Below are 21,827 nucleotides of genomic sequence, written 5' to 3' on the forward strand. Positions count from 1 at the left end.
CGCCGATACTGCCCCGCGGAAGGCATCCGATCAACCGCGAAAATTCCCACTTGCATGGAGGGCTTCGTGGGCTACACTAAATTCGTCGAATTCGTTCGACTGGTGGCGCAAGTGATTCCCCCCAATCCCGCGTCACTGTGGCGGCACCGGTTCCCCCCAACAGGTGCCGCCCCTCTCATTTAACCCACAGATGGCAGCGGGTTCGGCGCGCGGAGCACCGGACGCGGCAGGCTCGACGGATGCCCCGAGGCTCGAGCAGGTCCACGCCGGACGAGCCATTCGTCGCCCAGCATCCGGCCAGCCATCACCCGGGTGCCCAGCACGCGCACGACCGGCTGGGCGCGGCGGAACTCGCGGAGTTCGGCCGCCTCGGCCGCCTCGTCGCCGATCCTCAGGTCACCGACGTGTTCGTCAACGGCGCGGGTCGGCTGTTCGTCGATCGGGGCAGTGGAGCGCTGCTGCAACCCGACCCCGACCTCGACGAGCGCCAGGTGCGCGCGCTCGCCGTGCGGCTCATCGCGGCCGGCGGCCGCCACATCGACGAGGCCACGCCCTGCGTCGACGTGCGCCTGCACGACGGCATCCGGATCCACGCCGTTCTGCCCCCGGTGTCGCCGACCGGCACTCTGCTGTCGATCCGGCTGCCCCGCGTCACGCGTGTCAGCGTCGACCAGCTCGAGAGGGAGGGCTTCTTCGCAATCGTGCCCATCGGCGAGGTGCGGCGGCTGCTGTCCCGGCGGCGAAATATCCTCCTCACCGGAGCCGGCGGAAGCGGCAAGACGACGGCCCTGTCGGCGCTGCTCGCGCTCGCCGACCCCCGGGACAGGATCATCGCGATCGAGGATGTCGCCGAGCTGGCTGTCGACCACCCGCACTTCGTCTCGCTCGAGGCAAGGCAGGCCAACCTCGAGGGGGCTGGCGCGATCGGCCTCGAGCGCCTCGTCCGGGAGGCCCTGCGAATGCGGCCCGACCGGCTCGTGCTCGGCGAGTGCCGCGGAGCCGAGGTGCGCGAACTTCTTGCGGCGCTCAACACGGGGCACGACGGCGGTGCGGGAACGCTTCATGCCAACTCGCTCGCCGGCGTGCCGGCGCGGATGGAGGCGCTGGGCGCGCTCGCAGGGCTCGGGCCCGAGGCGATCGCCCGGCAGACAGTCAGCGCGATCCACGCTGTGCTCCACCTCGAACGGCGCGGGGACGGCTCCCGGCGGATCGCCCAGATGGGCAGGTTCGAGCTCGACGGGCGCCAGCGACTGCGCACCGTCCCGGTGCACGGCCGTGCGTGAGCTCGCGGAACTCGATCCGGTTGCCTCCGTCGCCCAGCGCCTGGCGGTGCTGCTCGAGGGCGGGGTCGCCCCGGCGGCGAGTTGGCGCTATCTCGCCGATCAGCCGCGGGGGCGCACCGGTCGCCTGCTCGCGTCGGTTGCCGACGCGGCGGCCAGCGGCCGGCCGGTGTGCGATGCGATCGTCGACGCGATCGACGACGGCGGGCCCGGGGAGGCGTCCGCCTGGAGGGGGCTCGCCGCGGCCTGGCAGGTGGCGACGGATGCCGGTGCGCCGCTCGCACCGACGCTGCACTCCTTATCGAACTCGCTGCGCTCCCTCGCCCAGGTGCATCGAGAGCTGCAGAGCACGCTCGCCGGGCCGAGGGCGACAGCGCGCCTGGTGCTGGGGCTGCCGCTCGTCGGGCTGCTGTTCGGGGTGGCGCTCGGGTTCGACACCATCACCATCCTCGTCAGCACGGCGCCGGGCCTCGTCTGCCTGATTACCGGCCTCGCTCTCATGGTGGCCGCGCGATTCTGGACTTCCCGGCTGGTCGCGTCCGCTGCGCCGCGACTGGTGACGCCGGGCCTCGGCCTCGATCTCGTGGCCATCGCGGTCTCCGGCGGGAGCTCCATTCCGCGTGCGCTCGCGCTCGTCGATGCGGTGCAAACCCGATGCGGGCTCGCCGACGACGGGTCGCGCGCCGTTCTCGGCGAAGTTCTCGACCTCTCCCGCCGCGCGGGTGTGCCGGCCGCCGCGCTGCTGCGGAGTGAGGCCGACGAGGCGAGGCGGATCGCACGAAGTGCCGGAGACCGCCGAGCTGCAACACTCGCCGTCACGCTCATGATCCCGCTCGGGGTGTGCGTTCTGCCTGCGTTCCTGCTGCTCGGGGTGGTGCCGCTGCTCATCTCCGTCGTCTCCTCCACCATCGGCGTGTTGTGACCGCGTCTGGCCGCTCACAGGCGCAGCCGACCCGCCGCTGTGCACGGGGCGCACCATTCCGGTCATTCGAGGCGCCGGGCGGGCGAGGCTGGGTCGAAGCCCCAATAGGAGAGGAAGAACCCGATGGAGAACCGAGTGGACAGCCGATTCACGGCCCTGATGGCGCGCGCCCGCTGCGAGGATCGCGGAGCCGCGACGGCCGAGTACGCGATCGCGACAATGGCCGCGGTGGGATTCGCGGGGCTGCTGGTGGTGATCCTGCGCAGCGCCGAGGTGCGCGGCATCCTCACCGACCTCGTCCAGCGCGCGCTCACGTTCGCCGGATGAGCGAGCGGGCCGTCCGCGGAGAGCGCGGCAGCGTGAGCACCGAGTTCGCGGTGCTGATGCCGGCGGTGCTGCTGTTACTCGGCCTCGGCCTGTCGGCGGCGCAGGTGTCGAGCCGCCAGCTGCAATTGCAGGACGCGGCGGCCGACACGGCGCGGGTCATCGCCAGAGGAGAAGGGGTGCCGGCCGCGCAGTGGCATCTCGCCACCCTCGTGCCGGGGGCGGTGTTGCGCGCGCAGACCACTGGCGATCTGTCGTGTGTGCTGCTGAGCGCCTCCGGTGCGCCCCGCGGTCTGTTCGCCGCGGTGCGGCTCGAGGCGAGGAGCTGTGCACTCGATGGCGGGTTCTGAGACCGCGCGCCCGGCACGGAGCGAGCGCGGTGCCGGGTCGATCATGGCGGTGGCCGTGATCGCGGGGGCCGTCGTGACCTTCGCGGCACTCGCTCCGCTGTCGCTCGTGCTCCAGGCGAAGGTGGCCGCCGCCGGTGCCGCCGACGCAGCCGCGCTCGCCGCGGCCGACGCCGCGGTGGGCATCATTGCCGGCCCACCGTGCGAACGCGCGGGGGAGGTGGCGACCGCCAACGAGACCAAGCTGCGCGCGTGTCAGGTCGATGGCGTGATCGTGACGGTTCGGGTGGCCGTCACGGCAGCGGGCTTCGATGTCGGCGCTACCGCGACGGCGGGTCCCGCGCCACAGTAGGGAACGAAATGGGTGGGCTGGCCGTTTGAGTGTGTATGGTGTGCGTGTCGGGGCTTCATCCGGCATCCGGTCGGATGCGAACGCCGCCACACACACATCGTCGTGCGAGGGACCCTTCCCCCGCGCCCATCACCATCTGCATCAATAGAGGAGTTCCGTGCCAGTCACGAAGAAGCTGGTCATCGTCGAGTCGCCCGCGAAGGCCAAGACGATCGCCCAGTATCTCGGAGATGGTTACGAGGTCCAGGCCTCGGTTGGTCACATCCGCGACCTCATCGAGCCGAAGAATCTGCCGCCGGAGCTCAAGAAGGGCTCGCTCGGCAAGTTCTCCGTCGATGTCGAGAACGGCTTCGAGCCGTACTACGTGGTCTCCGACCAGAAGAAGAAGACCGTCGCCGACCTGCGACGAGCGCTGAAGAATGCCGACGAGCTCTACCTCGCAACTGATGAGGACCGCGAGGGCGAGGCCATCGCGTGGCACCTGCTGCAGGAGCTCAAGCCCAAGGTTCCGGTCAAGCGCATGGTCTTCCACGAGATCACCAAGGAGGCCATCGAGCGCGCCCGCGAGAACACCCGCGACATCGACACCGCACTCGTCGACGCGCAGGAGACCCGGCGCATCCTCGACCGCCTCTACGGCTTCGAGATCTCGCCCGTGCTCTGGCGCAAGGTCGGTCCCGGGCTGTCTGCGGGCCGTGTGCAGTCCGCCGCGACCCGCCTTGTCGTCGACCGCGAGCGCGAACGCCTCGCGTTCACGGCCGCGAGCTACTGGGACCTCGCCGCCCGCATGGCCACCGAGAAGGGCCAGTCCGGCTTCGAATCGCGCCTCGCCCGCGTCAATGGCGCTCGCATCGCCCAGGGCAAGGACTTCGACGACCTCGGCAGGCTCAAGTCCGACGTGCGGGTGCTCGACTCCGTCGCCGCAGAGTCCCTCGCCTCCGCCTTGCGCCGGAGCGATGTGACCGTCTCGGTCGCCTCGGTCGACTCCAAGCCCTACACGCGTCGCCCGGCGGCACCGTTCACGACGTCCACCCTGCAGCAGGAGGCCGCGCGCAAGCTGCGCTTCACGGCGCGCCAGACGATGAGCGTGGCACAGGGACTGTACGAAAACGGCCACATCACCTACATGCGAACGGACTCGCCGAACCTCTCCCAGCAGGCGATCGACGCGGCCCGCTCGCAGGCAGCCTCGCTCTATGGCCCCGAGACCGTGCCGGACAAGCCGCGCATGTACGCGGGCAAGAACAAGAACGCGCAGGAAGCCCACGAGGCGATCCGCCCCGCCGGAGACACCTTCCGCACCCCGGCGGAGCTGCAGGGAACGCTTCGCGGCAACGATTGGAAGCTCTACGACCTGATCTGGAAGCGCACCGTGGCGTCGCAGATGGCCGACGCGAAGGGCGCCACGGCATCCGTCGTCATCGCAGCAACCGTCACCGAGACGCTCGAGGCGTTCCCCGGAACCGGGCCGACCGTCGCCGAGTTCACCGCCAGCGGCACCGTCATCACCTTCCGCGGGTTCATGCACGCCTATGAGGAGGGCAAGGACGAGGAGCGCAACGAGGCACCGGAGGCCGCCGAGGCGAAGCTGCCGCCGCTCACCGCCGGCCAGCAGCTCACGATCGCGGAGGTCGAGGCCAAGGGCCACGAGACGAGCGCCCCGCCCCGCTACACCGAGGCGAGCCTCGTCAAGAAGCTCGAGGAGCTCGGCATCGGCCGGCCGTCGACCTACGCGTCGATCATCTCCACGATCATCGACCGCGGCTACGTCACCCCGCGCGGCCAGTCGCTGGTGCCGAACTGGGTCGCCTTCTCGGTGGTGCGGCTGCTCGAGGAATTCTTCGGCGACCTCGTCGAATACGACTTCACGGCGGAGATGGAGAACGACCTCGACCGCATCGCCGACGGTGAGGCCGACCGCGTCGCCTGGCTGACGAGCTTCTACTTCGGCAGCGACAAGCACCGTGGCCTGCGCAACGTCGTCGACAACCTCGGCGACATCGACGCGAAGACCATCAACTCGATGGCCCTCACCGACGAGATCACTTTGCGCATCGGCAAGTACGGGCCGTACCTCGAGGTCGCGTCCGACGAGCCGGATGCCGCGGACGGGACCGCCCAGGCGCCGCGGCGGGTCAACCTTCCGCAGGGCCTCGCCCCCGACGAGCTCACCGCCGACAAGGCGCGCGAACTCGTCGACGCTCCCGTGGTCGTCGACCGCGTCATCGGCGTGAACCCGGAGACGGGCAAGAAGGTGGTCGCGAAGGATGGCCGGTTCGGACCGTACATCACCGAGCTCGAGCCGGAGCCGGAAGCGCCCGCCGAGCCGGAGGCCGAGGTGGTTGACGCGTCGACCGGCGAGGTCTCCGCCGCACGGCCCAAGCGCAAGCCCGCCGCGAAGAAGCCCGTCGCCGTCAAGGCGCGCACGGCATCCATCTTCAAGTCGATGGACCTCGCGACGATCGACCTCGAGACGGCGCTCAGGCTGCTCTCGCTGCCGCGCGTCGTCGGCCAGGACCCCGAGACCGGCGACGACATCCTCGCCCAGAACGGCAAGTTCGGGCCGTACCTCAAGAAGGGTGCCGACACGCGCTCGCTGACCGAGGAAGACCAGATCTTCGAGATCGACCTGCCCGGAGCGCTCGAGCTCTACGCGCAGCCGAAGTACGGCGCCCGCAAGGCGTCGAGCGCGCTCAAGGAGTTCGACGCCGACCCCGAGAGCGGCAAGCCGATCCGGATCAAGGACGGACGCTTCGGCGCCTACGTGACCGACGGCGTCACCAACGCGACGATCCCGCGAGGCGAGACGGTCGAGGAGGTCGACTTCGAGCGCGCGATCCAGCTGCTGGCCGACAAGCGAGCCAAGGGACCCGTCGTCAAGAAGACGGCGGCGAAGAAGCCCGCGGCGAAGAAGCCCGCGGCGAAGAAGCCCGCAGCGAGGAAGCCAGCAGCGAAGAAGCCAGTAGCGAAGTCGGCTGCGACGAAGACCGCTGCGACGAAGGCGGCGGCCACCACGGCCCCGTCGGCGAAGACGCCAGCGGCCCGCAAGCCTGCCGCGCCGAAGACCGGGCTACCCGCAACCAAGAAGCTGGCCACCGAGTAGCCGTGCCGGGACTGTTCATCACCCTCGAGGGCGGCGATGGCTCGGGCAAGTCGACCCAGTCGACGCTGCTCACCGACTGGCTCGTCGGGCAGGGCAAGACCGTCGTCATCTCGCGCGAGCCCGGGGGAACCGACCTCGGACGTGAGCTGCGCGAGATCATCCTGCACCGGCGCGGCTACATCGCGCCGCGCGCCGAGGCGCTGCTCTACGCGGCCGACCGCGCGCACAATGTCGCGACTCTCGTGCGTCCGGCGATAGCCCGCGGCGAGGTCGTGGTGCAGGACCGCTACCTCGACTCGTCGGTCGCCTACCAGGGGGCAGGGCGGGTGCTCGACCCCGTCGAGGTGCGCGACCTGTCGCTCTGGGCCACCGAGGGGCTTCTCCCCGACCTCACGGTGCTGCTCGACCTCGATGTCGCGGCCGGTCGGGCCCGTCTCGACGCCGACGAGAAGGTCTTCGACCGGCTTGAGGCCGAGAAGGACGAGTTCCACACCCGGGTGCGCGACGCCTACCTCGCCCTCGCCGCCGCGGAGCCCCACCGGTTCCTGGTGATCGACGGCTCACTCCACGCCGAGCAGATCGCCGGCATCATCCGTTCCCGCGTCGCCGAGCTGCTCTGAGCTGACCGCCTCACCGGTACGCAGTTCGCCGTCGGCGGCGCCGGTTAGGCTTGCCGCATGTCCGTATGGGATGAATTGACGGGCCAGTCCGAGGCGATCGCGACGTTCCGCGCTGCCGCCGAGCAGTCGGTGGGCGGCGAGGCCAGCCGTTCGATGACGCACTCCTGGCTCATCACCGGGCCGCCGGGATCCGGCCGCTCGAACCTTGCCTACGCGTTCGCGACCGCACTGCTCAGTGCCGGCAACCCCGACGGCGACGAGTCCACCCGCCGGCAGGTCGAGGCGCGCTCCCACCCCGACCTCGGCGTGCTCAGCACGGAACGGGTGATCATCACGATCGACGAGGTGCGCGCACTCGTCAAGAGCTCGAACTACTCGCCGTCGGTCGCCAGCTACCGCGTCATGATCATCGAAGATGCCGACCGCATGCGCGAGACCGCCTCCAATGTGCTGCTGAAGGCCCTCGAGGAGCCGCCGCCGCGCACCGTCTGGATTCTTTGTGCCCCGAGCGAGGCCGACCTGATCCCGACCATCCGCTCCCGGGTGCGCAGCGTGCGGCTGCGGGTGCCGAGCGTCGGCGATGTCGCCGACCTCATCGCCCGGCGCAACGGCATCGACCTCCCGACCGCCACTCAGGCCGCGCGCGAGGCGCAGAGTCACATCGGTATGGCCCACCGGCTCGCGACGAACGACCACGCGCGCAGGCGTCGGGAGAAGACCCTGCAGACGGCCCTCGGCATCCGGTCCGTCTCGGATGCCGTGATCGCGGCGGCGACCCTGCTCGAACTCGCCGGCGATGATGCGAAGGCGATCACCGAGGAGCGCGACGCAGAGGAGCGGGCGAGCGCCCTGCGCTCCCTCGGTGTGGAGCCGGGAGGCACGGTGCCGCCGGGCCTGCGCGGCCAGCTGAAGAATCTCGAGGAGGACCAGAAGCGTCGCGCGACGCGGAGCCTCCGAGACGGCCTCGACCGCATCATGGTCGACCTCTTGTCGCTCTACCGCGACATCCTGCTCATGCAGCTCGGCGTTGACGACGACCTCATCAACGTGGCCATCCTCCCCGACCTCATCTCGGCGAGCCGTGCGTCGACCCCGGAGCAGACCCTGGCGACGATGGATGCCGTCACCACGACCCGGCGTCGCATCGAGGGCAATGTCGGGCCGGCACTGGCCCTCGAGGCGATGCTCATCTCCGCCATCCGGAAGGCGCCCCGACCATGACCGCTCGCCGGCTCGCCCTCACCGCCGCCGCCCTCGCTCTCGTGATCCCGCTCAGCGGATGCGTGTCGGCCTTCCTGCCGGAGAAGCGCGAGTCCGTGTCGACCCCGACGGGCGAGAAGGTGGCGGCCGACCTGGAGGGTTTCTACTCGCAGGTTCTCGAGTGGACGCCCTGCGAGGGTGACTTCCAGTGCGCCAGCGCCGAGGCGCCGCTCGATTGGGCCGACCCCGGGCGCGAGTCGATCGAGCTCGCGCTCATCCGCCAGACGGCGGGCGGCGGCACGATGGGATCACTGCTGGTGAACCCGGGAGGCCCTGGCGGGTCCGGCTACGACTTCGTGCGCGACAGTCTCGACTACGCCGTCTCGGACCGGCTGCAGGGCAGCTATGACGTAGTCGGGTTTGACCCGCGAGGCGTCAACGCGTCGTCGGCGGTGTCGTGCTACGACGACCCGGCCGAGCTCGACGCCTACCTGTTCGAGCTGCCGCAGAACGAACCCGGAACCCCCGCCTACCTCGACGAGCTGGCCGCGGCCTCGCGCGAGTTCGGCGCCGCGTGCCTCGAGAACACGGGCGAGCTGCTCGGCTACGTCGACACGGTCAGCGCCGCCCGCGACCTCGACCTGCTGCGCGCCATCCTCGGCGACGAGAAGCTCAACTACCTCGGCTACTCCTACGGCACCCTGCTCGGCGCGACCTACGCCGACCTCTACCCCGACACGACGGGCCGACTCGTCTTCGACGGCGCCGTCGATCCCGCCACGACCGAGTTCGAGGTGAGCGCCACCCAGGCGCAGGGGTTCGAGAGCGCCCTGCGGGCCTTCCTCACCGACTGCATAACCGGGGAGGACTGCGCGTTCACCGGCACGGTCGACGAGGCGACGCTGCAGATCCGGGCGCTGCTCGACAGCCTCGACGCGAGCCCGCTGCGCGCCACCGACGGGCGGCAGCTCGGCAGCGGCAGCATGTTCTACGCGATCATCCTGCCGCTCTACAACGCTGGCAACTGGGTGTATCTCAACGACCTCTTCGCGTCGGTGCTCGCCGGCGATGCCGACTACGCCCTCCAGCTGGCCGACAGCTACTACGGTCGCGACCCGGACGGCACCTACGCCGACAATTCGACCGAGGCGTTCATCGCAATCAACTGCCTCGACTACTCCTCCGACGCGAATCCCGAGGCACTCGCCGCGGAGGCGGAGGAGCTCGCCCGCCTCGCTCCGGTCTTCGGGCCGTCGATGTCGTACGGGGCGATCGGATGCGCGAACTGGCCGTTCCCGTCGACCAGGGAGCGGGTCGCGATCGACGCGGCCGGCTCGGCACCCATCCTCGTCGTCGGCACCACCAACGACCCGGCCACCCCCTACGTCTGGGCCGAGAACCTCGCGGCACAGCTCGAGAACGGACACCTCGTCACCTACGACGGCGAGGGGCACACCGCCTACAACAAATCGAACGCGTGCATCAATGACACCGTCGACGACTACTTCATCGACGGTGCCGTGCCGGCCACCGACCCGCTGTGCTGACCTCCTAAAGCTGCACGCGCAGCCGAGTTTGTGCAAATTTGCACAGCAGGCAAGAATAGTCGCATGAGTATCGGGGCCGTCGGACTGCGCGAGCGCAAGCGATTGGCGACCCGCCGGGCGATCCAGAAGGCCGTGCTCGAGCTCATGGAGGAGAAGGGCTACGACCAGGTCACGGTCGAGGAGATCAGCCACCTGGCCGACATCTCCCCGCGCACATTCTTCAACTACTTTGCCTCGAAGGAGGCCGCAGCGATCGGTGACGGACCGAGCCTGCCCGGCGAGAGCGACCTCGCCGCGTTCGTGGAGGCCGGCCCGGGCCAGGACGTGCTTTCGGGGCTGTCCGAACTTCTCGCGACGGCCGTCGAGTCGGCCGGCGACGAGCTCGAACTGCTGCACCTGCGCCGACGGGCTCTCAAGGAGTATCCGCAGCTCTTCGCCCTGCGGATGGCGACAATGCGCGTTTTCGAGGACGAGCTCGCGGTCGTCGTCGCCCGTCGCCTCGAGCGCGACGACCCACAGCTCGCGGCTGACCCGGAGGCGCTCACCGACCGTGCCCGCCTGATCACGCTCGTCGCGTTCGGCGCCATGCGGCACGCGTGGGCGTCGTGGGCGGACGCCGAGGGACGGATGCCGCTCGCCGACCGGCTGAGGGACACCTTCGGCCAGCTCGCCGAGATCCTCGTGACCGCGCGGTCGAAAATGATCGGCTAAGCTTTCTTGCTGTGCCACCGCTCGCGGTTGACGCGCCGCCTTAGCTCAGTTGGTAGAGCATCTCACTCGTAATGAGAAGGTCGTCAGTTCGATTCTGACAGGCGGCTCCCCCGCTGGTCCCCACGTTCACCCGGCCTTTCGCGCTGGCTCCGACACCTGTCGGAGCAGTACACGACGTCGGGCCACGACCGTTCCCACTTCTTCCTCCACTCGAAGGGGCGAGCGCACACGGGGCAGGTCTTCGGCGGATGGCCGTTCTTGGTCTGTGCCACTCGAGTCATACGGGCAGCCTAGGTTCTGCGCGGTCCCGACGGCACACGCGAGCAGTCGCTGCTAGATTTTGCCTTGGCGTTCGGCCGAACGCCGCGGAAGGGTAAACAAGTGCCAGGCACGCTTCGATGGGGCATTCTCGGCCCCGGCTTCATCTCAACCAAGCAGACCGAAGACCTCATTGGCAACGGATTCGCCGTGACGGCCGTCGGCTCGCGCTCCGAAGCATCCGCCCGCGAATTCGCCGACCGCTTCGGCATCCCCGCGGCGCACGGCAGCTACCGCGCGCTCGTCGAGGACCCGGATGTCGACATCGTCTACATCGGAACGCCGCACTCCCTGCACTACGAGCAGGCCAGGCTCGCGCTCGAGGCGGGCAAGCACGTGCTGCTCGAGAAGGCCTTCACCGTGACCGCCGAGCAGGCCGCGGTGCTCGTCGAGCTCGCTGAGAAGTCCGGGCTCGTGCTGCTCGAGGCGATGTGGACGAGGTTCCTGCCGCACATGGTGCGCATCCGCGAGGTGCTCGCCGCCGGCACGATCGGCGAGGTGCGCACCCTCATCGCCGACCACAACCAGAAGCTGCCGACGGATCCGACGCACCGCCTCAACGACCCGGCCCTCGCCGGCGGCGCGCTGCTCGACCTCGGCATCTATCCCGTCTCGTTCGCCTGGGACATCTTCGGGGCACCCGCGACCGTTCGGGCCAGCGCGTCGATGAGCGCGACGGGCGTCGACCGGCAGACCGCGATCATCCTCGGCTACGAGAGCGGGGCTCAGGCCCTCCTGCACACCGCCCTCGACACGTCCGGCCCGAACACCGCGACGATCCTCGGCGCGGACGGCTGGATCGCCATCGACAGCGTCTGGTACACGCCGACCGGGTTCACCGTGTTCGACAGTTCCGGAACCGTCGTCGAGCGCTACGAGCACGAGGTGGCCCCGCGCGGAATGCAGTTCCAGGCCGCCGAGCTCGAGCGGCTCGTCGAGGGCGGGCTCACGGCCGGCACCGTGCTGCCCCCGGCCGAGACCGTCGCCATCATGGGCACCCTCGACGCGATCCGCAACCAGATCGGCCTCGGGTACCCGGCCGATATCATGAAGGTGTGACCGAGAAGCCTGATCAGGAGCGCCGCCTGGCGCTGTTCATCATCGACGTGCAGAACGACTTCACCGAGGGCGGGGCGCTCGGCGTCGCCGGGGGAGCGGCCGTCGCTGCAGGCATCAGCGAACTGCTCGCGCGGCATCCGGAACGCTACGACGAGGTCTTCGCCTCGCGCGACTGGCACGACGGCGACAACGACAACGGCGGCCACTTCGCACTCGGCGGCGAGCCCGACTTCATCGTGACCTGGCCGAGGCACTGCGTGGCGGGAACTCCCGGTGCCGAGTACCACCCCGATCTCGACACGCGCCCGGTCGGCTGGCACGTGCGCAAGGGCCAGGGCCGGCCCGCGTACTCGATCTTCGAGGGCATCACCGACGGCGGCGAGAGCCTGGGCGAGAAGCTTGACGAGCTCGGCATCACCGATATCGACGTCGCCGGTATCGCGACCGACTACTGCGTGCTGGCCTCGGCGCGGGATGCCCTCGAATCGGGTCGGCGGGTGCGGGTGCTGAGCGACCTCGTTGCCGGTGTCGCCGAGGAGTCCAGCGCCGCGGCCCTCGCCACCCTGTCCCTGGCCGGAGCGGACGTCACACGGTCCGAGTGAGAAGGCACCACCCAGCATCCACCCGCGCGCGCCCCTCGCGCGTCGCGGCATCACCCAAGCACGAGTCACAGGAGACATCTGCATGATCACCGAATCCGCACTGCTCGCCAAGGTCCCCACCCAGCTGTTCATCGGCGGGGAGTGGGTCGACTCGACCTCCGGCCGCACGATCGAGGTGAGCGACCCCGCGACGGGACTCGTGATCGCCCGGATCGCGGATGCCTCCGTGGCCGACGGCGCGAGGGCGCTGGATGCTGCCGTCGCGGCGCAGGACTCCTGGGCGGCGACGCCGGCCCGGGTGCGCGGCGAGATCCTCCGGCGCGCGTTCGATCTGCTGCAGGAGCGCAAGGACGAGTTTGCGCTGCTGATGACGCTCGAGATGGGCAAGCCGCTCGCGGAGTCGACCGGCGAGGTCACCTACGGCGGCGAGTTCCTGCGCTGGTTCGGTGAGGAGGCGGTGCGCATCTCGGGGCATTACGGCACCAACCCCGAGGGCAGCGGCACCATGATCGTGACCCATCGCCCGGTCGGCCCGTCGTTCCTGATCACCCCGTGGAACTTCCCGCTGGCGATGGCGACCCGCAAGATCGCGCCGGCGATCGCCGCCGGCTGCACCTCGGTCATCAAGCCCGCCGAGCTCACCCCGCTCACCACCCTGTACTTCGCGAAGCTGCTCGAAGACGCGGGCCTCCCCGCCGGAGTCGTCAACGTGATCACCACCTCCACCTCACGCGACGTGAGCGAGCCGATCATCGCCGACACGAGGCTGCGCAAGCTCAGCTTCACCGGGTCGACCCCGGTCGGCGTCGCGCTGCTCAAGCAGGCCGCCGACGGCGTGCTGCGCACCTCGATGGAGCTCGGGGGCAACGCCCCCTTCGTCGTGTTCGACGACGCCGACCTCGACCGCGCCGTCGAGGGGGCGCTGCTCGCGAAGTTCCGCAACATCGGCGAGGCCTGCACGGCGGCGAACCGCTTCATCGTGCACGAGTCGATCGCCGACGAGTTCGCCTCTCGCGTCACCGCCGCAGTCAATGACTTCGTCGTCGGCCGCGGAACCGAGGAAGGTGTGCGCATCGGCCCGCTCATCAACGCGGATGCGGTGGCGAAGGCGGGCGCCCTCGTCGACGACGCCGTCTCGCGCGGAGCGACGGTGCTCACCGGCGGCTCGGCGATCGACGGCGTCGGCACGTTCTATGCCCCCACCGTGCTCACCGGGGTTGTGGCGGGCAGCGACATCCTGCGCGAGGAGATCTTCGGACCGGTGCTCTCGATCATCACGTTCACCGACGAGGCGGATGCCGTGGCGAAGGCCAACGACACCGAGTACGGCCTCGTGAGCTACGTCTTCACGCGGGACCTCGCGCGCGGACAGCGGATGATCCACAGCCTCGCCACCGGCATGATGGGCCTCAACGTGGGTGTGATCTCGAACGCGGCGGCACCGTTCGGCGGCATCAAGCAGTCCGGGCTCGGGCGCGAGGGCGGCACGTCGGGCATCCACGAGTACCTCGAGACCAAATACACGCTCACTCCGAACCCATTCGCGTGACCCCGCGCGTCATCGAGATCACCTCCCTCGACGACCCCCGCCTTGCCGACTACGCCCACCTCACCGACGTCGCCCTGAAGAAGGCGCGCGGCACCGAGCACGGGCTCTACATCGCCGAGTCGCTGCTCGTGCTGCAGCGGGCGCTCGCCGCCGGGCACGAGCCGCGATCGGTGCTCGCGCTCGGCGCCTCCGTCGACGACGCGATCGCCGCGCTCGGCGACCGCGACATTCCGGTCTTCTCCGGGCCGGGTGAGCTGCTCGAGGAGCTCACCGGCTATGTGCTGCACCGGGGCCTGATCGCCGCGATGCACCGACCGGCGCTGCCGACCGTGTCGTCGCTGCTCAAGGGCGCGACCCGGGTCGTGATCCTCGAGAACGTCGCCGACCCCACGAACGTCGGCGCGATCTTCCGCTCGGTCGGCGCGATCGGGGCGGATGCCGTGCTCGTCACCCCGCGCTGCTCCGACCCCTTCTACCGGCGCTCCATCCGCGTGAGCATGGGCACCGTGCTGCAGGTGCCGTGGACCCGCGTCGGCGACTGGGCATCGACGCGTGCGCTGCTGTCCGCATCCGGATTCCACATCGCCGCGCTCGCCCTGGCCCCGGATGCCGTGGCCCTGCGCGAGTTCGCCGCGCGCGCCCCGGAGAGGGTCGCCCTCGTGCTCGGGGCGGAGGGGGAGGGGCTGACCGCCGAGGCGGTCGCGGCCGCCGACACCGTGGTGCGGATTCCGATGGCGCATGGCATCGACTCGCTCAACGTCGCGGCGACCGCGGCCGTGGCGATGTACGCGTTGGCCTGAGCCGCGCTGGCCTGAGCCGCGCCGGCGCTACCTCGCGCGGCGCAGCGTGCGCCAGGCGAGGGCGCTCGCCGCGACCATCAGCACGGCTCCGATGCCCGCGGTCGTGGTGATGCCGCTGTCGAACGCGTGCCGCGCGGTCTCGATCAGGGCCTGGCCGAGCGGGAGCGGCAGCTCGCCAGCCACGTTGATCGCGCCGCCGAGGGTCTCGGAGGAGATGGACTGCTGGCGCTCCGAGAGGCCGGCGGGCAGGTCGATCGCGTCGCGGTAGGACGAGACGAGGATGCTGCCGAGCACGGCGGTGCCGAAGACGGCTCCGACCTCGTACGCGGTCTCGGAAATGCCGGCCGCCGACCCGGCCTTCTCCGCCGGCACCGCCGACACGATGAGGTCGTTCGACAGCGTCTCCGAGGCGCCGATTCCGGCGCTCAGCACCGCGAAGGCGACCGCAAGAGCCAGCCCGGACGTGCCGTTGCCGACGACCGCGATGAGGAGGTAGCCGATCGCCGACAGCACCAGGGCGGCGGCGATGACGACTCGCGGATGCACGTGCCGCACTATCCGCACGGCGGCGAGGCCCATCGCGATCATCATGAGCAGCCCCGGCAGCAGCAGCAGCCCGGACTGCACCGGCCCCAGCCCGAGCACGAGCTGCAGGTGCTGCGCACCGAAGTAGAGGAATCCGGTGAGCGAGAAGACCGCGAGGAAGTTGACGAGCACCGCCCCGCTGAACGGGGCATAGGAGAACAGCCGCACGTCGAGCATCGGCACGGGGCGAGCGAGCTGGCGGCGCACGAACCAGAAGCCGGCAGCCGCGGCGACCGCCAGTCCGGCCGCCGCCACGGGGCCGACCCCGTCGGTCGCGAACGACTTGATGGCCAGCACGAGCGGGAACAGCGTCGCGATCGAGAGCACGACGCTGAGCGGATCGACGGGCCCCGGATTCGGGTCCTTCGACTCGGGCACGAGAAGGGGGGTGAACACGAGCATGAGGGCCAGCATCGGAACGGCGAGCAGGAACACCGAGCGCCACCCGAAGCCCTCGATGAGGAACCCGCCGACGATGGGCCCGAGCGCGCTTCCCGCGGCGAAGCCGGAAGCCCAGATGGCCAGTGCGAGGCGCCGCTGGTCGCGGTCGAGGAAGATGTTGCGCAGCAGCGACAGTGTCGACGGCATGAGCATGGCGCCGAAGAAGCCGAGGGCGGCGCGGGAGGCGACGAGGGCGCCGGCCGACTCGGCGAACGCCGCGACGACCGAGAGTAGCCCGAAGCCGATGGCGCCGACGATGAGCATCCGCCGTCGACCGAAGCGGTCGCCGAAGCTGCCCATGGCGACGAGGAGCCCCGCGAGCACGAGGGGGTACGAGTCGACGATCCAGAGCAGCATGGTGCCGCTCGTGGTGAACTCGAGCGAGATGGCGGGCAGTGCGAAGCTCAGCACGGTGTTGTCGATCGAGACGAGCAGCACGGGAAGCATCAGCACCACGAGGGCGGCCCAGTCGCGCGGGCGCGCACTGATTTCGGGGTCGTCGGCGGAGCGTGCGGTGCGGGTGGCGGTCGGATGGGTGGTGGGGTCTGTCATGGGGTGCCTTGTTGGGGCCGGCGGGCGCCGACCCGGTCAACTGTACCGACTAGTCGGTACAGTTACAAGTCGTGGGGCGGTAGGCTCGGCGCATGGCATCCGCGCGCGACCGTATCCTCGACGCCTTCGAGGAGCTTCTGCTCACCGAGGGCGAGCGCGCGGCGACCCTCGATGCCGTCGCGGCGCGGGCGGGCGTGTCGAAAGGGGGGCTGGTCTACCACTTCCCGAGCAAGGACCTGCTGGCCCACGGGGTCTGCGAGCGACTCGCCTCGCTCGCCGCGGACGACGCAGCCCTCATGCGCTCGGCCGCCGAGGGCCCGGCCCGCTTCTACATCCGCTCGTCCCGCTATCGTGGCACGCCCCTCGACCGCGCGATTGTCGCGGTCGCGCGGCTGCACCAGGGTGGCAACGCTGAGGCAGTCGCGACGCTGCGGGCGGTGGAAGCGCAGTGGCTCGCCATCCTCGGCGACGCCCTCCGCGACGACGACGCGGCACAGGCCATCAAGCTGATGGGCGACGGGCTCTATTACGAGGCCCTGTTCCGGCTTCCGACCGGGTCGCCGCCTGTCGAGTCGGATGTCGCCGGCGACGACCTCGAGCTCGAGCGGCTCTTCCGCGTCATCGACAAGATCGTCGGCTAGCAGCGCCGCTGGCTGGGCTGGCTGGCTGGCTTTCATTATTCAGGAGTCTGGCCGGCGTGGCTTCTGAGCCACCGTGGCTACTGCGGAAAGTCGGGCCCAGTACCGAGCTCAGTACGCCGCACGCGGCGGCCGACCGCAGATGATTCGTCCCGCTGCCCGGCCGCTTCTGAATATTGAAACCTCCTCCTGAATAATGAAAGTGCCGACCCGGCTAGACCAGCAGCTGGTGCTTCGCGAGTTCCTTGTACAGCGGGGTGGATGCGACGAGCTCGGAGTGCGTGCCCACGCCGACCACGAGTCCATGGTCGAGCACGACGATCTGGTCGGAGTCGACCACGGTCGACAGCCGGTGCGCTATGACGATGAGCGTGCGGTTCTCGGCGACCGCGTCGATCGCCTCGCGCAGCATCTGCTCGTTGAGCCCGTCGAGCGACGACGTCGACTCGTCCAGCAGCAGGATCGGCGGCGCGGCGAGCAGTGTGCGGGCGATGGCCAGGCGCTGACGCTCGCCGCCGGAGAGCATCACGCCGTCCTCGCCGACGGGTGCGCCGAGCCCGAGCGGGTTGCGCTCGAGCACCTCGGTGAGGTTGACGTCCCGCAGCACTCGGATGCAGTCGTCGTCACTCGCGCCGGGAGCGCCGAGCACGAGGTTCTCGCGTAGCGTGCCCGCGAGCACCGGGGCATCCTGCTCCACATAGCCGATCTGGGCACGAAGGGCCTCGCGGTCGAGGGCGCGGAGGTCGACGCCCCCGAGCCGGATGACGCCGCCGCTCGGGTCGTAGAACCGCTCGATCAGGGCGAGGATCGTGCTCTTGCCCGCGCCGGACGGCCCGACGAGGGCAGTGCGCTTGCCCTTCGGTGCGCTGAAGGAGACCCCGCGCAGCACGGTGCGGTCGCGCGGCCCCGTCTCGATCGCGACCTCGGCCTCGACCGCGCGCGCACCGGCGGGGACCCCCACCAGCTCGGCCATCGGGTCCTGGTCGGTCACGACAATCGCCTCGCCCGACTCCTCCGGCGGCAGCTCGCTGTAGCGGAACTCCACGTTCTCGAAACGGATCGCATCGTCCGACGAGGTAGGCGCCTCGGCGGTGGCCGCGATCTCGTCGTCGCGCTCGGTCTCGGTCGGCAGGCCGATGATCTCCTGGATGCGGCCGAGCGCCCCGAGCGCCTGGTTGACCGCTGTGATCGCCCCGAACGCCTGGCCGAGCGGCATGATCATCAGGAAGAGGAACAGGATGAACGCGACAAGGTCGGCGACGGTGAGCGCGCCGCTCGCGACCCGGTAACCCCCAACGCCCAGCACCACGAGGAACGAGACCTGCAGCGCGATCCCGGCGATCGGCACGACGAGCGCGGAGATCTTGGCGACGCTGATTCCCATGCGCCAGGCGCCCTCGGCATCCTTGTGCACGGCGGCGATCTCCCGGTCGGCTGCGTTGGATGCCCGGATCGTGCGCACGGCGCTGATCGACCGCTCGACCGCGGCGGCGAGGTCGCCGACCTTCTCCTGCGCCTTGCGGCTCGCGACGCGGATGCGGCGGCTGAGGGTCACGACGGTGACGACGGAGACGGCGATGACGAGCACCGTCAGCCCGAGCAGGACCGGGTCGATCACGAGCATCGCGATGAGCGCCCCGACGAAGGTGAGCGAGCCGCCGATCGCCTCGACCAGCCCCTGGGTGAGGACGGCGCGCAGAAGGGTCGTGTCGGAGCCGACCCGCGAGACGAGGTCGCCCGTGCGGCGCAGGTCGAACTCGCTGATCGGCAGGTTCAGCATGCGGGTCACGAGACGGCGCCGGCTCGAGAGCACGACCCCCTCACCGGTGCGCTGCAACAGGTAGTGCTGGAATCCGCTGATGAGTCCGGACGCGACCACCAGCCCCACGAGGAGCCAGACGAGCCCCTGCAGGGAGTCGCCCGCCTCGACGACCGAGATGACGTTGCTGACGAGCAGCGGCTGGGCGAGCGATGCGGCAGCTCCGAGCACGCTGAGCACGATGACGAACCCGAGCACCCGGCGGTGCTCGAGAAGGTACGGCATCAGCTGGCTGAAGGTGGCGCGGGGACCGGTGTCGTCGACCGGCCTGCCGAAGCCGCGGCGAACTCGGGGCGGCGTGCTGCGTGAAGTGCTCATCGCTAGAAAGCGTATCCTCGCGCGCGGAGTGTTCCCTGCCCAGTTCGCTGAGGGCATGCCGCGGCGAGGTCTGCGGGCCGGGTTAGTGTTGGGATCGTGCCAGCTCCCGTGATCACAGCCTCCGCCCTGACCAAGGCCTACAAGGGTTTCGCGGCCGTCGACGGCATCTCGTTCGAGGTCGCCCCCGGCGAGTCCTTCGGCCTGCTCGGGCCCAACGGCGCCGGCAAGTCGACGACCATGCGCATGGTCGGGGCGGTCTCCACCCGCACGAGCGGCGACCTGGCGATCCTCGGCCTCGACCCCGACCAGTACGGTCCCGAGATCCGGTCGCAGCTCGGCGTCGTTCCGCAGGCAGACAACCTCGACATGGAGCTGCGGGTGCGCGACAACCTCATCGTCTACGGCCGCTATTTCGGGCTGCCCCGCGCCCAGGTCGCCAAGCGCGCCGACGAGCTGCTCGAGTTCGCGCAGCTCGCCGACCGCGCGAAGTCGAAGGTCGACGACCTCAGCGGCGGAATGAAGCGACGCCTCACGATCGCCCGGGCCCTGATCAACGACCCGCGCATCCTGCTGCTCGACGAGCCGACCACCGGACTCGATCCGCAGGCCCGGCACATCCTGTGGGACCGCCTGTTCCGCCTGAAGGAGCAGGGCACGACCCTCGTGCTGACGACCCACTACATGGACGAGGCCGAGCAGCTCTGCGACCGGCTCGTCGTGGTCGACAAGGGCCAGATCATGGCGGAGGGCTCGCCGGCCTCGCTCATCCGCGAGTACTCGAGCCGGGAGGTGCTGGAGGTGCGCTTCGGCTCCGAGCGCAACGAGGCGATGGGCGAGCAGCTCGCGGACATCGGCGATCGCATCGAGGTGCTCCCCGACCGGGTGCTCATCTACAGCTCCAACGGCGAGGCGGTGCTCGAGCGCATCACCCAGCTCGGGCACGAGCCCATCACGAGCCTCGTGCGCCGCTCCAGCCTCGAGGACGTCTTCCTGCGGCTCACCGGACGGACCCTCGTCGATTGAGTGAGCGGGCGGTGCTGTCGGATGCCGCCTGGCGCGAGCGCGCCCTGGCCGGCGGGGTGCGGCCGCGGCGCTACGGGTCGTGGTACGTGGCGGAGCACCGCATCCGGAGCATGCGCTCCTACGGGCAGACGATCCTCGCGACCAGCATCGGGAACCCGCTCATCTACCTCTTCGCGCTCGGCATCGGGCTCGCCACCCTCGTCGACGCGAACCTCGGCGACGATGCCGTGCAGGGAGTCAGCTACCTCGTCTTCGTCGCACCCGCCCTACTGGGGCTCGCCGCCGTGATGGTTTCGGCGGAGGAATTCACCTACCCGATCATGCTCGGCTTCAAGTGGAACCCGATCTTCTTCGGCATGAACGCGGCACCGATCACCGGCGGCCAGATCACCAACGGCATCCTGATCTCGGTGCTCGCCCGCATGGTGCCGACCTGCGTGATCTACTTTATCGCGATGGTGTTGTTCGGGGCGGTACCCTCCGCCGTCGGCATCCTGATGATTCCCGTCGCGGTGCTCGCGGCGATGTCGGTCGGCGTTGCGATCATGGCGTACACGGCGCGGATCGAGCAGGACAAAGGGCAGATGGCGCTGATCATGCGCTTCGGGATCACCCCGATGCTGCTGTTCTCCGGCACGTTCTTCCCCCTCACACAGCTTCCCGTCTACCTGCAGTGGATCGGCTGGATCTCGCCGCTCTGGCACGGCACGGAGCTCGGTCGGGTGATCAGCTACTCTCTCGCGGAGCCGGCCTGGCTCACCGCGGTGCACGTGCTCTACCCCGCGGCGATCATCGTGGTCTGCTGGCCCATGTCGCAGCGCGTCTTCACGGCGAGGCTCAACAAATGACTTTCGCCCCGACCCGGCCGCTCGGCGCCACCAGGAACCGCTTCCTCGGCGCCGTCTACGCCCGCAACTCCGGAGCGGTCATGAGCCGCGGGCTGCTCGCCACCCGCAGCTCGAACGCGGCGATCGTCGTGAGCGGATTCTTCGAGCCGGTCTTCTACCTGCTCTCGATGGGGATCGGCCTCGGCGCGCTCGTCGGCACGGTGGTGACGACCACGGGGCAGGAGGTGTCGTACGCGGCCTTCATCGCGCCGGCGCTGCTCGCGGTCTCGGCGATGAACGGTGCGATCTACGACTCCACCTGGAATGTGTTCTTCAAGATGAACTACGCGAAGCTGTACGAGGGGATGCTGACGACGTCACTCGGCCCGCTCGACGTCGCCCTCGGCGAGATCGGGCTAGCCCTGTTGCGCGGGGTGCTCTACGCGCTCGGCTTCCTCATCATCATGCAATCGCTCGGGCTCAACCTGTCGTGGACCGCGATCCTCGCTCTGCCGGCGGTGGTGCTCATCGCGTTCGGCTTCGCGAGCCTTGGCATGGCCGTGACGAGCTACCTGACGACGTTCCAGCAGATGGACTGGATCAACTTCGTGATGCTGCCGATGTTCCTGTTCTCGGCCACGTTCTACCCGCTCTCGGTGTACCCCGAGCCGATCCAGTTGGTGGTGCAGGCACTGCCGCTGTGGCACGGCGTGGAGCTCATCCGGGGCCTGACGACGGGCGCGCTCAGCGTGGCACTGCTCGGCCACGTGCTCTACTACGTCGTGATGATCGCCATCGGGCTCGTCTTCACGACCTCGCGCCTGAAGAAGCTCTTCCTAGACTGACCCCCGGGCTTCCGGCTTTCACTATTCAGGAGTGTGCGGCCGGCT

General features: G+C 69.7%; 21 protein-coding genes and 1 tRNA gene. 19 read left to right on the forward strand and 3 right to left on the reverse strand.

Annotation, left to right across the window (positions count from 1 at the left end):
• The first annotated feature begins 239 nt into the window (after window positions 1–239).
• The 11 genes from ABIB15_RS09955 (at window position 240) to ABIB15_RS10005 (ending at window position 10,513) form a co-directional block, all read left to right on the forward strand.
• The gene (locus ABIB15_RS09955) at window positions 240–1,283 is read left to right on the forward strand and encodes a TadA family conjugal transfer-associated ATPase (protein WP_354477694.1); all 1,044 of its coding nucleotides are present in this window, start codon (window positions 240–242) and stop codon (window positions 1,281–1,283) included.
• On the forward strand, window positions 1,276–2,202 hold the full coding sequence (locus ABIB15_RS09960) for a type II secretion system F family protein (protein WP_354477697.1): 927 nt from the start codon (window positions 1,276–1,278) through the stop codon (window positions 2,200–2,202). The genes ABIB15_RS09955 and ABIB15_RS09960 overlap by 8 nt, the downstream gene beginning before the upstream one ends.
• A gap of 123 nt (window positions 2,203–2,325) precedes the next feature.
• On the forward strand, window positions 2,326–2,529 hold the full coding sequence (locus tag ABIB15_RS09965) for a DUF4244 domain-containing protein (RefSeq protein WP_354477700.1): 204 nt from the start codon (window positions 2,326–2,328) through the stop codon (window positions 2,527–2,529).
• Window positions 2,526–2,876, forward strand: a complete 351-nt coding sequence (locus tag ABIB15_RS09970; protein ID WP_354477703.1) for a TadE family type IV pilus minor pilin — start codon at window positions 2,526–2,528, stop codon at window positions 2,874–2,876. The genes ABIB15_RS09965 and ABIB15_RS09970 overlap by 4 nt, the downstream gene beginning before the upstream one ends.
• Window positions 2,863–3,225, forward strand: coding sequence for an Rv3654c family TadE-like protein (locus tag ABIB15_RS09975; protein ID WP_354477706.1), 363 nt, complete (start codon window positions 2,863–2,865; stop codon window positions 3,223–3,225). Before ABIB15_RS09970 ends, ABIB15_RS09975 begins: the two co-directional genes overlap by 14 nt.
• 157 nt (window positions 3,226–3,382) lie before the next feature.
• Window positions 3,383–6,328: a type I DNA topoisomerase gene (gene topA / locus ABIB15_RS09980; RefSeq protein ID WP_354477709.1), complete on the forward strand. Its 2,946-nt coding sequence runs from the start codon at window positions 3,383–3,385 to the stop codon at window positions 6,326–6,328.
• Window positions 6,329–6,330: 2 nt separating this feature from the next.
• Entirely contained in the window at window positions 6,331–6,948 is a 618-nt protein-coding gene (gene tmk / locus ABIB15_RS09985; RefSeq protein WP_354477712.1) for a dTMP kinase, read from the forward strand.
• A 57-nt stretch (window positions 6,949–7,005) separates the two neighbouring features.
• Complete coding sequence (locus tag ABIB15_RS09990; protein ID WP_354477715.1) at window positions 7,006–8,169, forward strand: DNA polymerase III subunit delta'; 1,164 nt, start codon at window positions 7,006–7,008, stop codon at window positions 8,167–8,169.
• Entirely contained in the window at window positions 8,166–9,695 is a 1,530-nt protein-coding gene (locus ABIB15_RS09995) for an alpha/beta hydrolase (protein WP_354477718.1), read from the forward strand. The genes ABIB15_RS09990 and ABIB15_RS09995 overlap by 4 nt, the downstream gene beginning before the upstream one ends.
• A gap of 63 nt (window positions 9,696–9,758) precedes the next feature.
• Window positions 9,759–10,406, forward strand: coding sequence for a TetR/AcrR family transcriptional regulator (locus tag ABIB15_RS10000; RefSeq protein ID WP_354477721.1), 648 nt, complete (start codon window positions 9,759–9,761; stop codon window positions 10,404–10,406).
• Window positions 10,407–10,440: 34 nt separating this feature from the next.
• Window positions 10,441–10,513 (forward strand) — tRNA-Thr (locus ABIB15_RS10005).
• On the opposite strand, the gene ABIB15_RS10010 is transcribed toward ABIB15_RS10005, so the two are convergent.
• Window positions 10,490–10,687: a DUF2256 domain-containing protein gene (locus tag ABIB15_RS10010; protein ID WP_354477724.1), complete on the reverse strand. Its 198-nt coding sequence runs from the start codon at window positions 10,685–10,687 to the stop codon at window positions 10,490–10,492. The two genes, ABIB15_RS10005 and ABIB15_RS10010, sit on opposite strands and share 24 nt — an antisense overlap.
• 100 nt (window positions 10,688–10,787) lie before the next feature.
• On the opposite strand from ABIB15_RS10010, the gene ABIB15_RS10015 reads away from it, so the two are divergent.
• The 4 genes from ABIB15_RS10015 to ABIB15_RS10030 all read left to right on the forward strand — a co-directional run bounded on the left by ABIB15_RS10015 (window position 10,788) and on the right by ABIB15_RS10030 (window position 14,734).
• A complete protein-coding gene (locus ABIB15_RS10015) occupies window positions 10,788–11,783 on the forward strand; it encodes a Gfo/Idh/MocA family protein (protein WP_354477727.1) in 996 nt (331 codons plus the stop codon).
• On the forward strand, window positions 11,780–12,385 hold the full coding sequence (locus ABIB15_RS10020; RefSeq protein WP_354477730.1) for an isochorismatase family protein: 606 nt from the start codon (window positions 11,780–11,782) through the stop codon (window positions 12,383–12,385). Before ABIB15_RS10015 ends, ABIB15_RS10020 begins: the two co-directional genes overlap by 4 nt.
• Window positions 12,386–12,467: 82 nt before the next feature.
• Window positions 12,468–13,934, forward strand: a complete 1,467-nt coding sequence (locus ABIB15_RS10025; RefSeq protein ID WP_354477733.1) for an NAD-dependent succinate-semialdehyde dehydrogenase — start codon at window positions 12,468–12,470, stop codon at window positions 13,932–13,934.
• Window positions 13,931–14,734, forward strand: a complete 804-nt coding sequence (locus tag ABIB15_RS10030) for a TrmH family RNA methyltransferase (RefSeq protein WP_354477736.1) — start codon at window positions 13,931–13,933, stop codon at window positions 14,732–14,734. Before ABIB15_RS10025 ends, ABIB15_RS10030 begins: the two co-directional genes overlap by 4 nt.
• A 27-nt stretch (window positions 14,735–14,761) precedes the next feature.
• On the opposite strand, the gene ABIB15_RS10035 is transcribed toward ABIB15_RS10030, so the two are convergent.
• Window positions 14,762–16,312, reverse strand: coding sequence for an MFS transporter (locus ABIB15_RS10035; RefSeq protein ID WP_354477739.1), 1,551 nt, complete (start codon window positions 16,310–16,312; stop codon window positions 14,762–14,764).
• 92 nt (window positions 16,313–16,404) lie between these two features.
• Here ABIB15_RS10035 and ABIB15_RS10040 point away from each other — a divergent pair, with 92 nt between their 5' ends.
• The gene (locus tag ABIB15_RS10040; RefSeq protein WP_354477742.1) at window positions 16,405–16,953 is read left to right on the forward strand and encodes a TetR/AcrR family transcriptional regulator; all 549 of its coding nucleotides are present in this window, start codon (window positions 16,405–16,407) and stop codon (window positions 16,951–16,953) included.
• A gap of 211 nt (window positions 16,954–17,164) precedes the next feature.
• Here the strand turns inward: ABIB15_RS10040 and ABIB15_RS10045 are convergent, their stop codons facing one another.
• Window positions 17,165–19,087, reverse strand: a complete 1,923-nt coding sequence (locus tag ABIB15_RS10045; protein ID WP_354477745.1) for an ABC transporter ATP-binding protein — start codon at window positions 19,085–19,087, stop codon at window positions 17,165–17,167.
• A gap of 96 nt (window positions 19,088–19,183) precedes the next feature.
• On the opposite strand from ABIB15_RS10045, the gene ABIB15_RS10050 reads away from it, so the two are divergent.
• The 3 genes from ABIB15_RS10050 to ABIB15_RS10060 are packed head-to-tail and all read left to right on the forward strand — an operon-like array spanning window position 19,184 to window position 21,782.
• Complete coding sequence (locus ABIB15_RS10050; protein WP_354477748.1) at window positions 19,184–20,110, forward strand: ABC transporter ATP-binding protein; 927 nt, start codon at window positions 19,184–19,186, stop codon at window positions 20,108–20,110.
• Entirely contained in the window at window positions 20,107–20,958 is an 852-nt protein-coding gene (locus ABIB15_RS10055) for an ABC transporter permease (protein WP_354477751.1), read from the forward strand. Before ABIB15_RS10050 ends, ABIB15_RS10055 begins: the two co-directional genes overlap by 4 nt.
• Complete coding sequence (locus tag ABIB15_RS10060) at window positions 20,955–21,782, forward strand: ABC transporter permease (RefSeq protein WP_354477754.1); 828 nt, start codon at window positions 20,955–20,957, stop codon at window positions 21,780–21,782. Before ABIB15_RS10055 ends, ABIB15_RS10060 begins: the two co-directional genes overlap by 4 nt.
• Window positions 21,783–21,827: the final 45 nt, after the last annotated feature.

Origin of the sequence: Marisediminicola sp. UYEF4 (assembly GCF_040546025.1) — a bacterium.
In the GTDB taxonomy this organism is placed as follows: Bacteria; Actinomycetota; Actinomycetes; order Actinomycetales; family Microbacteriaceae; genus Marisediminicola.

Coding starts and splice junctions, on each gene's coding strand:
- ABIB15_RS09955 (WP_354477694.1), top strand. CDS start 240: ATGCCCCGAGGCTCGAGCAGGTCCACGCCGGACGAGCCATTCGTCGCC.
- ABIB15_RS09965 (WP_354477700.1), top strand. CDS start 2,326: ATGGAGAACCGAGTGGACAGCCGATTCACGGCCCTGATGGCGCGCGCC.
- ABIB15_RS09970 (WP_354477703.1), top strand. CDS start 2,526: ATGAGCGAGCGGGCCGTCCGCGGAGAGCGCGGCAGCGTGAGCACCGAG.
- ABIB15_RS09975 (WP_354477706.1), top strand. CDS start 2,863: ATGGCGGGTTCTGAGACCGCGCGCCCGGCACGGAGCGAGCGCGGTGCC.
- ABIB15_RS09990 (WP_354477715.1), top strand. CDS start 7,006: ATGTCCGTATGGGATGAATTGACGGGCCAGTCCGAGGCGATCGCGACG.
- ABIB15_RS09995 (WP_354477718.1), top strand. CDS start 8,166: ATGACCGCTCGCCGGCTCGCCCTCACCGCCGCCGCCCTCGCTCTCGTG.
- ABIB15_RS10000 (WP_354477721.1), top strand. CDS start 9,759: ATGAGTATCGGGGCCGTCGGACTGCGCGAGCGCAAGCGATTGGCGACC.
- ABIB15_RS10010 (WP_354477724.1), bottom strand. CDS start 10,687: ATGACTCGAGTGGCACAGACCAAGAACGGCCATCCGCCGAAGACCTGC.
- ABIB15_RS10025 (WP_354477733.1), top strand. CDS start 12,468: ATGATCACCGAATCCGCACTGCTCGCCAAGGTCCCCACCCAGCTGTTC.
- ABIB15_RS10035 (WP_354477739.1), bottom strand. CDS start 16,312: ATGACAGACCCCACCACCCATCCGACCGCCACCCGCACCGCACGCTCC.
- ABIB15_RS10040 (WP_354477742.1), top strand. CDS start 16,405: ATGGCATCCGCGCGCGACCGTATCCTCGACGCCTTCGAGGAGCTTCTG.
- ABIB15_RS10045 (WP_354477745.1), bottom strand. CDS start 19,087: ATGAGCACTTCACGCAGCACGCCGCCCCGAGTTCGCCGCGGCTTCGGC.
- ABIB15_RS10060 (WP_354477754.1), top strand. CDS start 20,955: ATGACTTTCGCCCCGACCCGGCCGCTCGGCGCCACCAGGAACCGCTTC.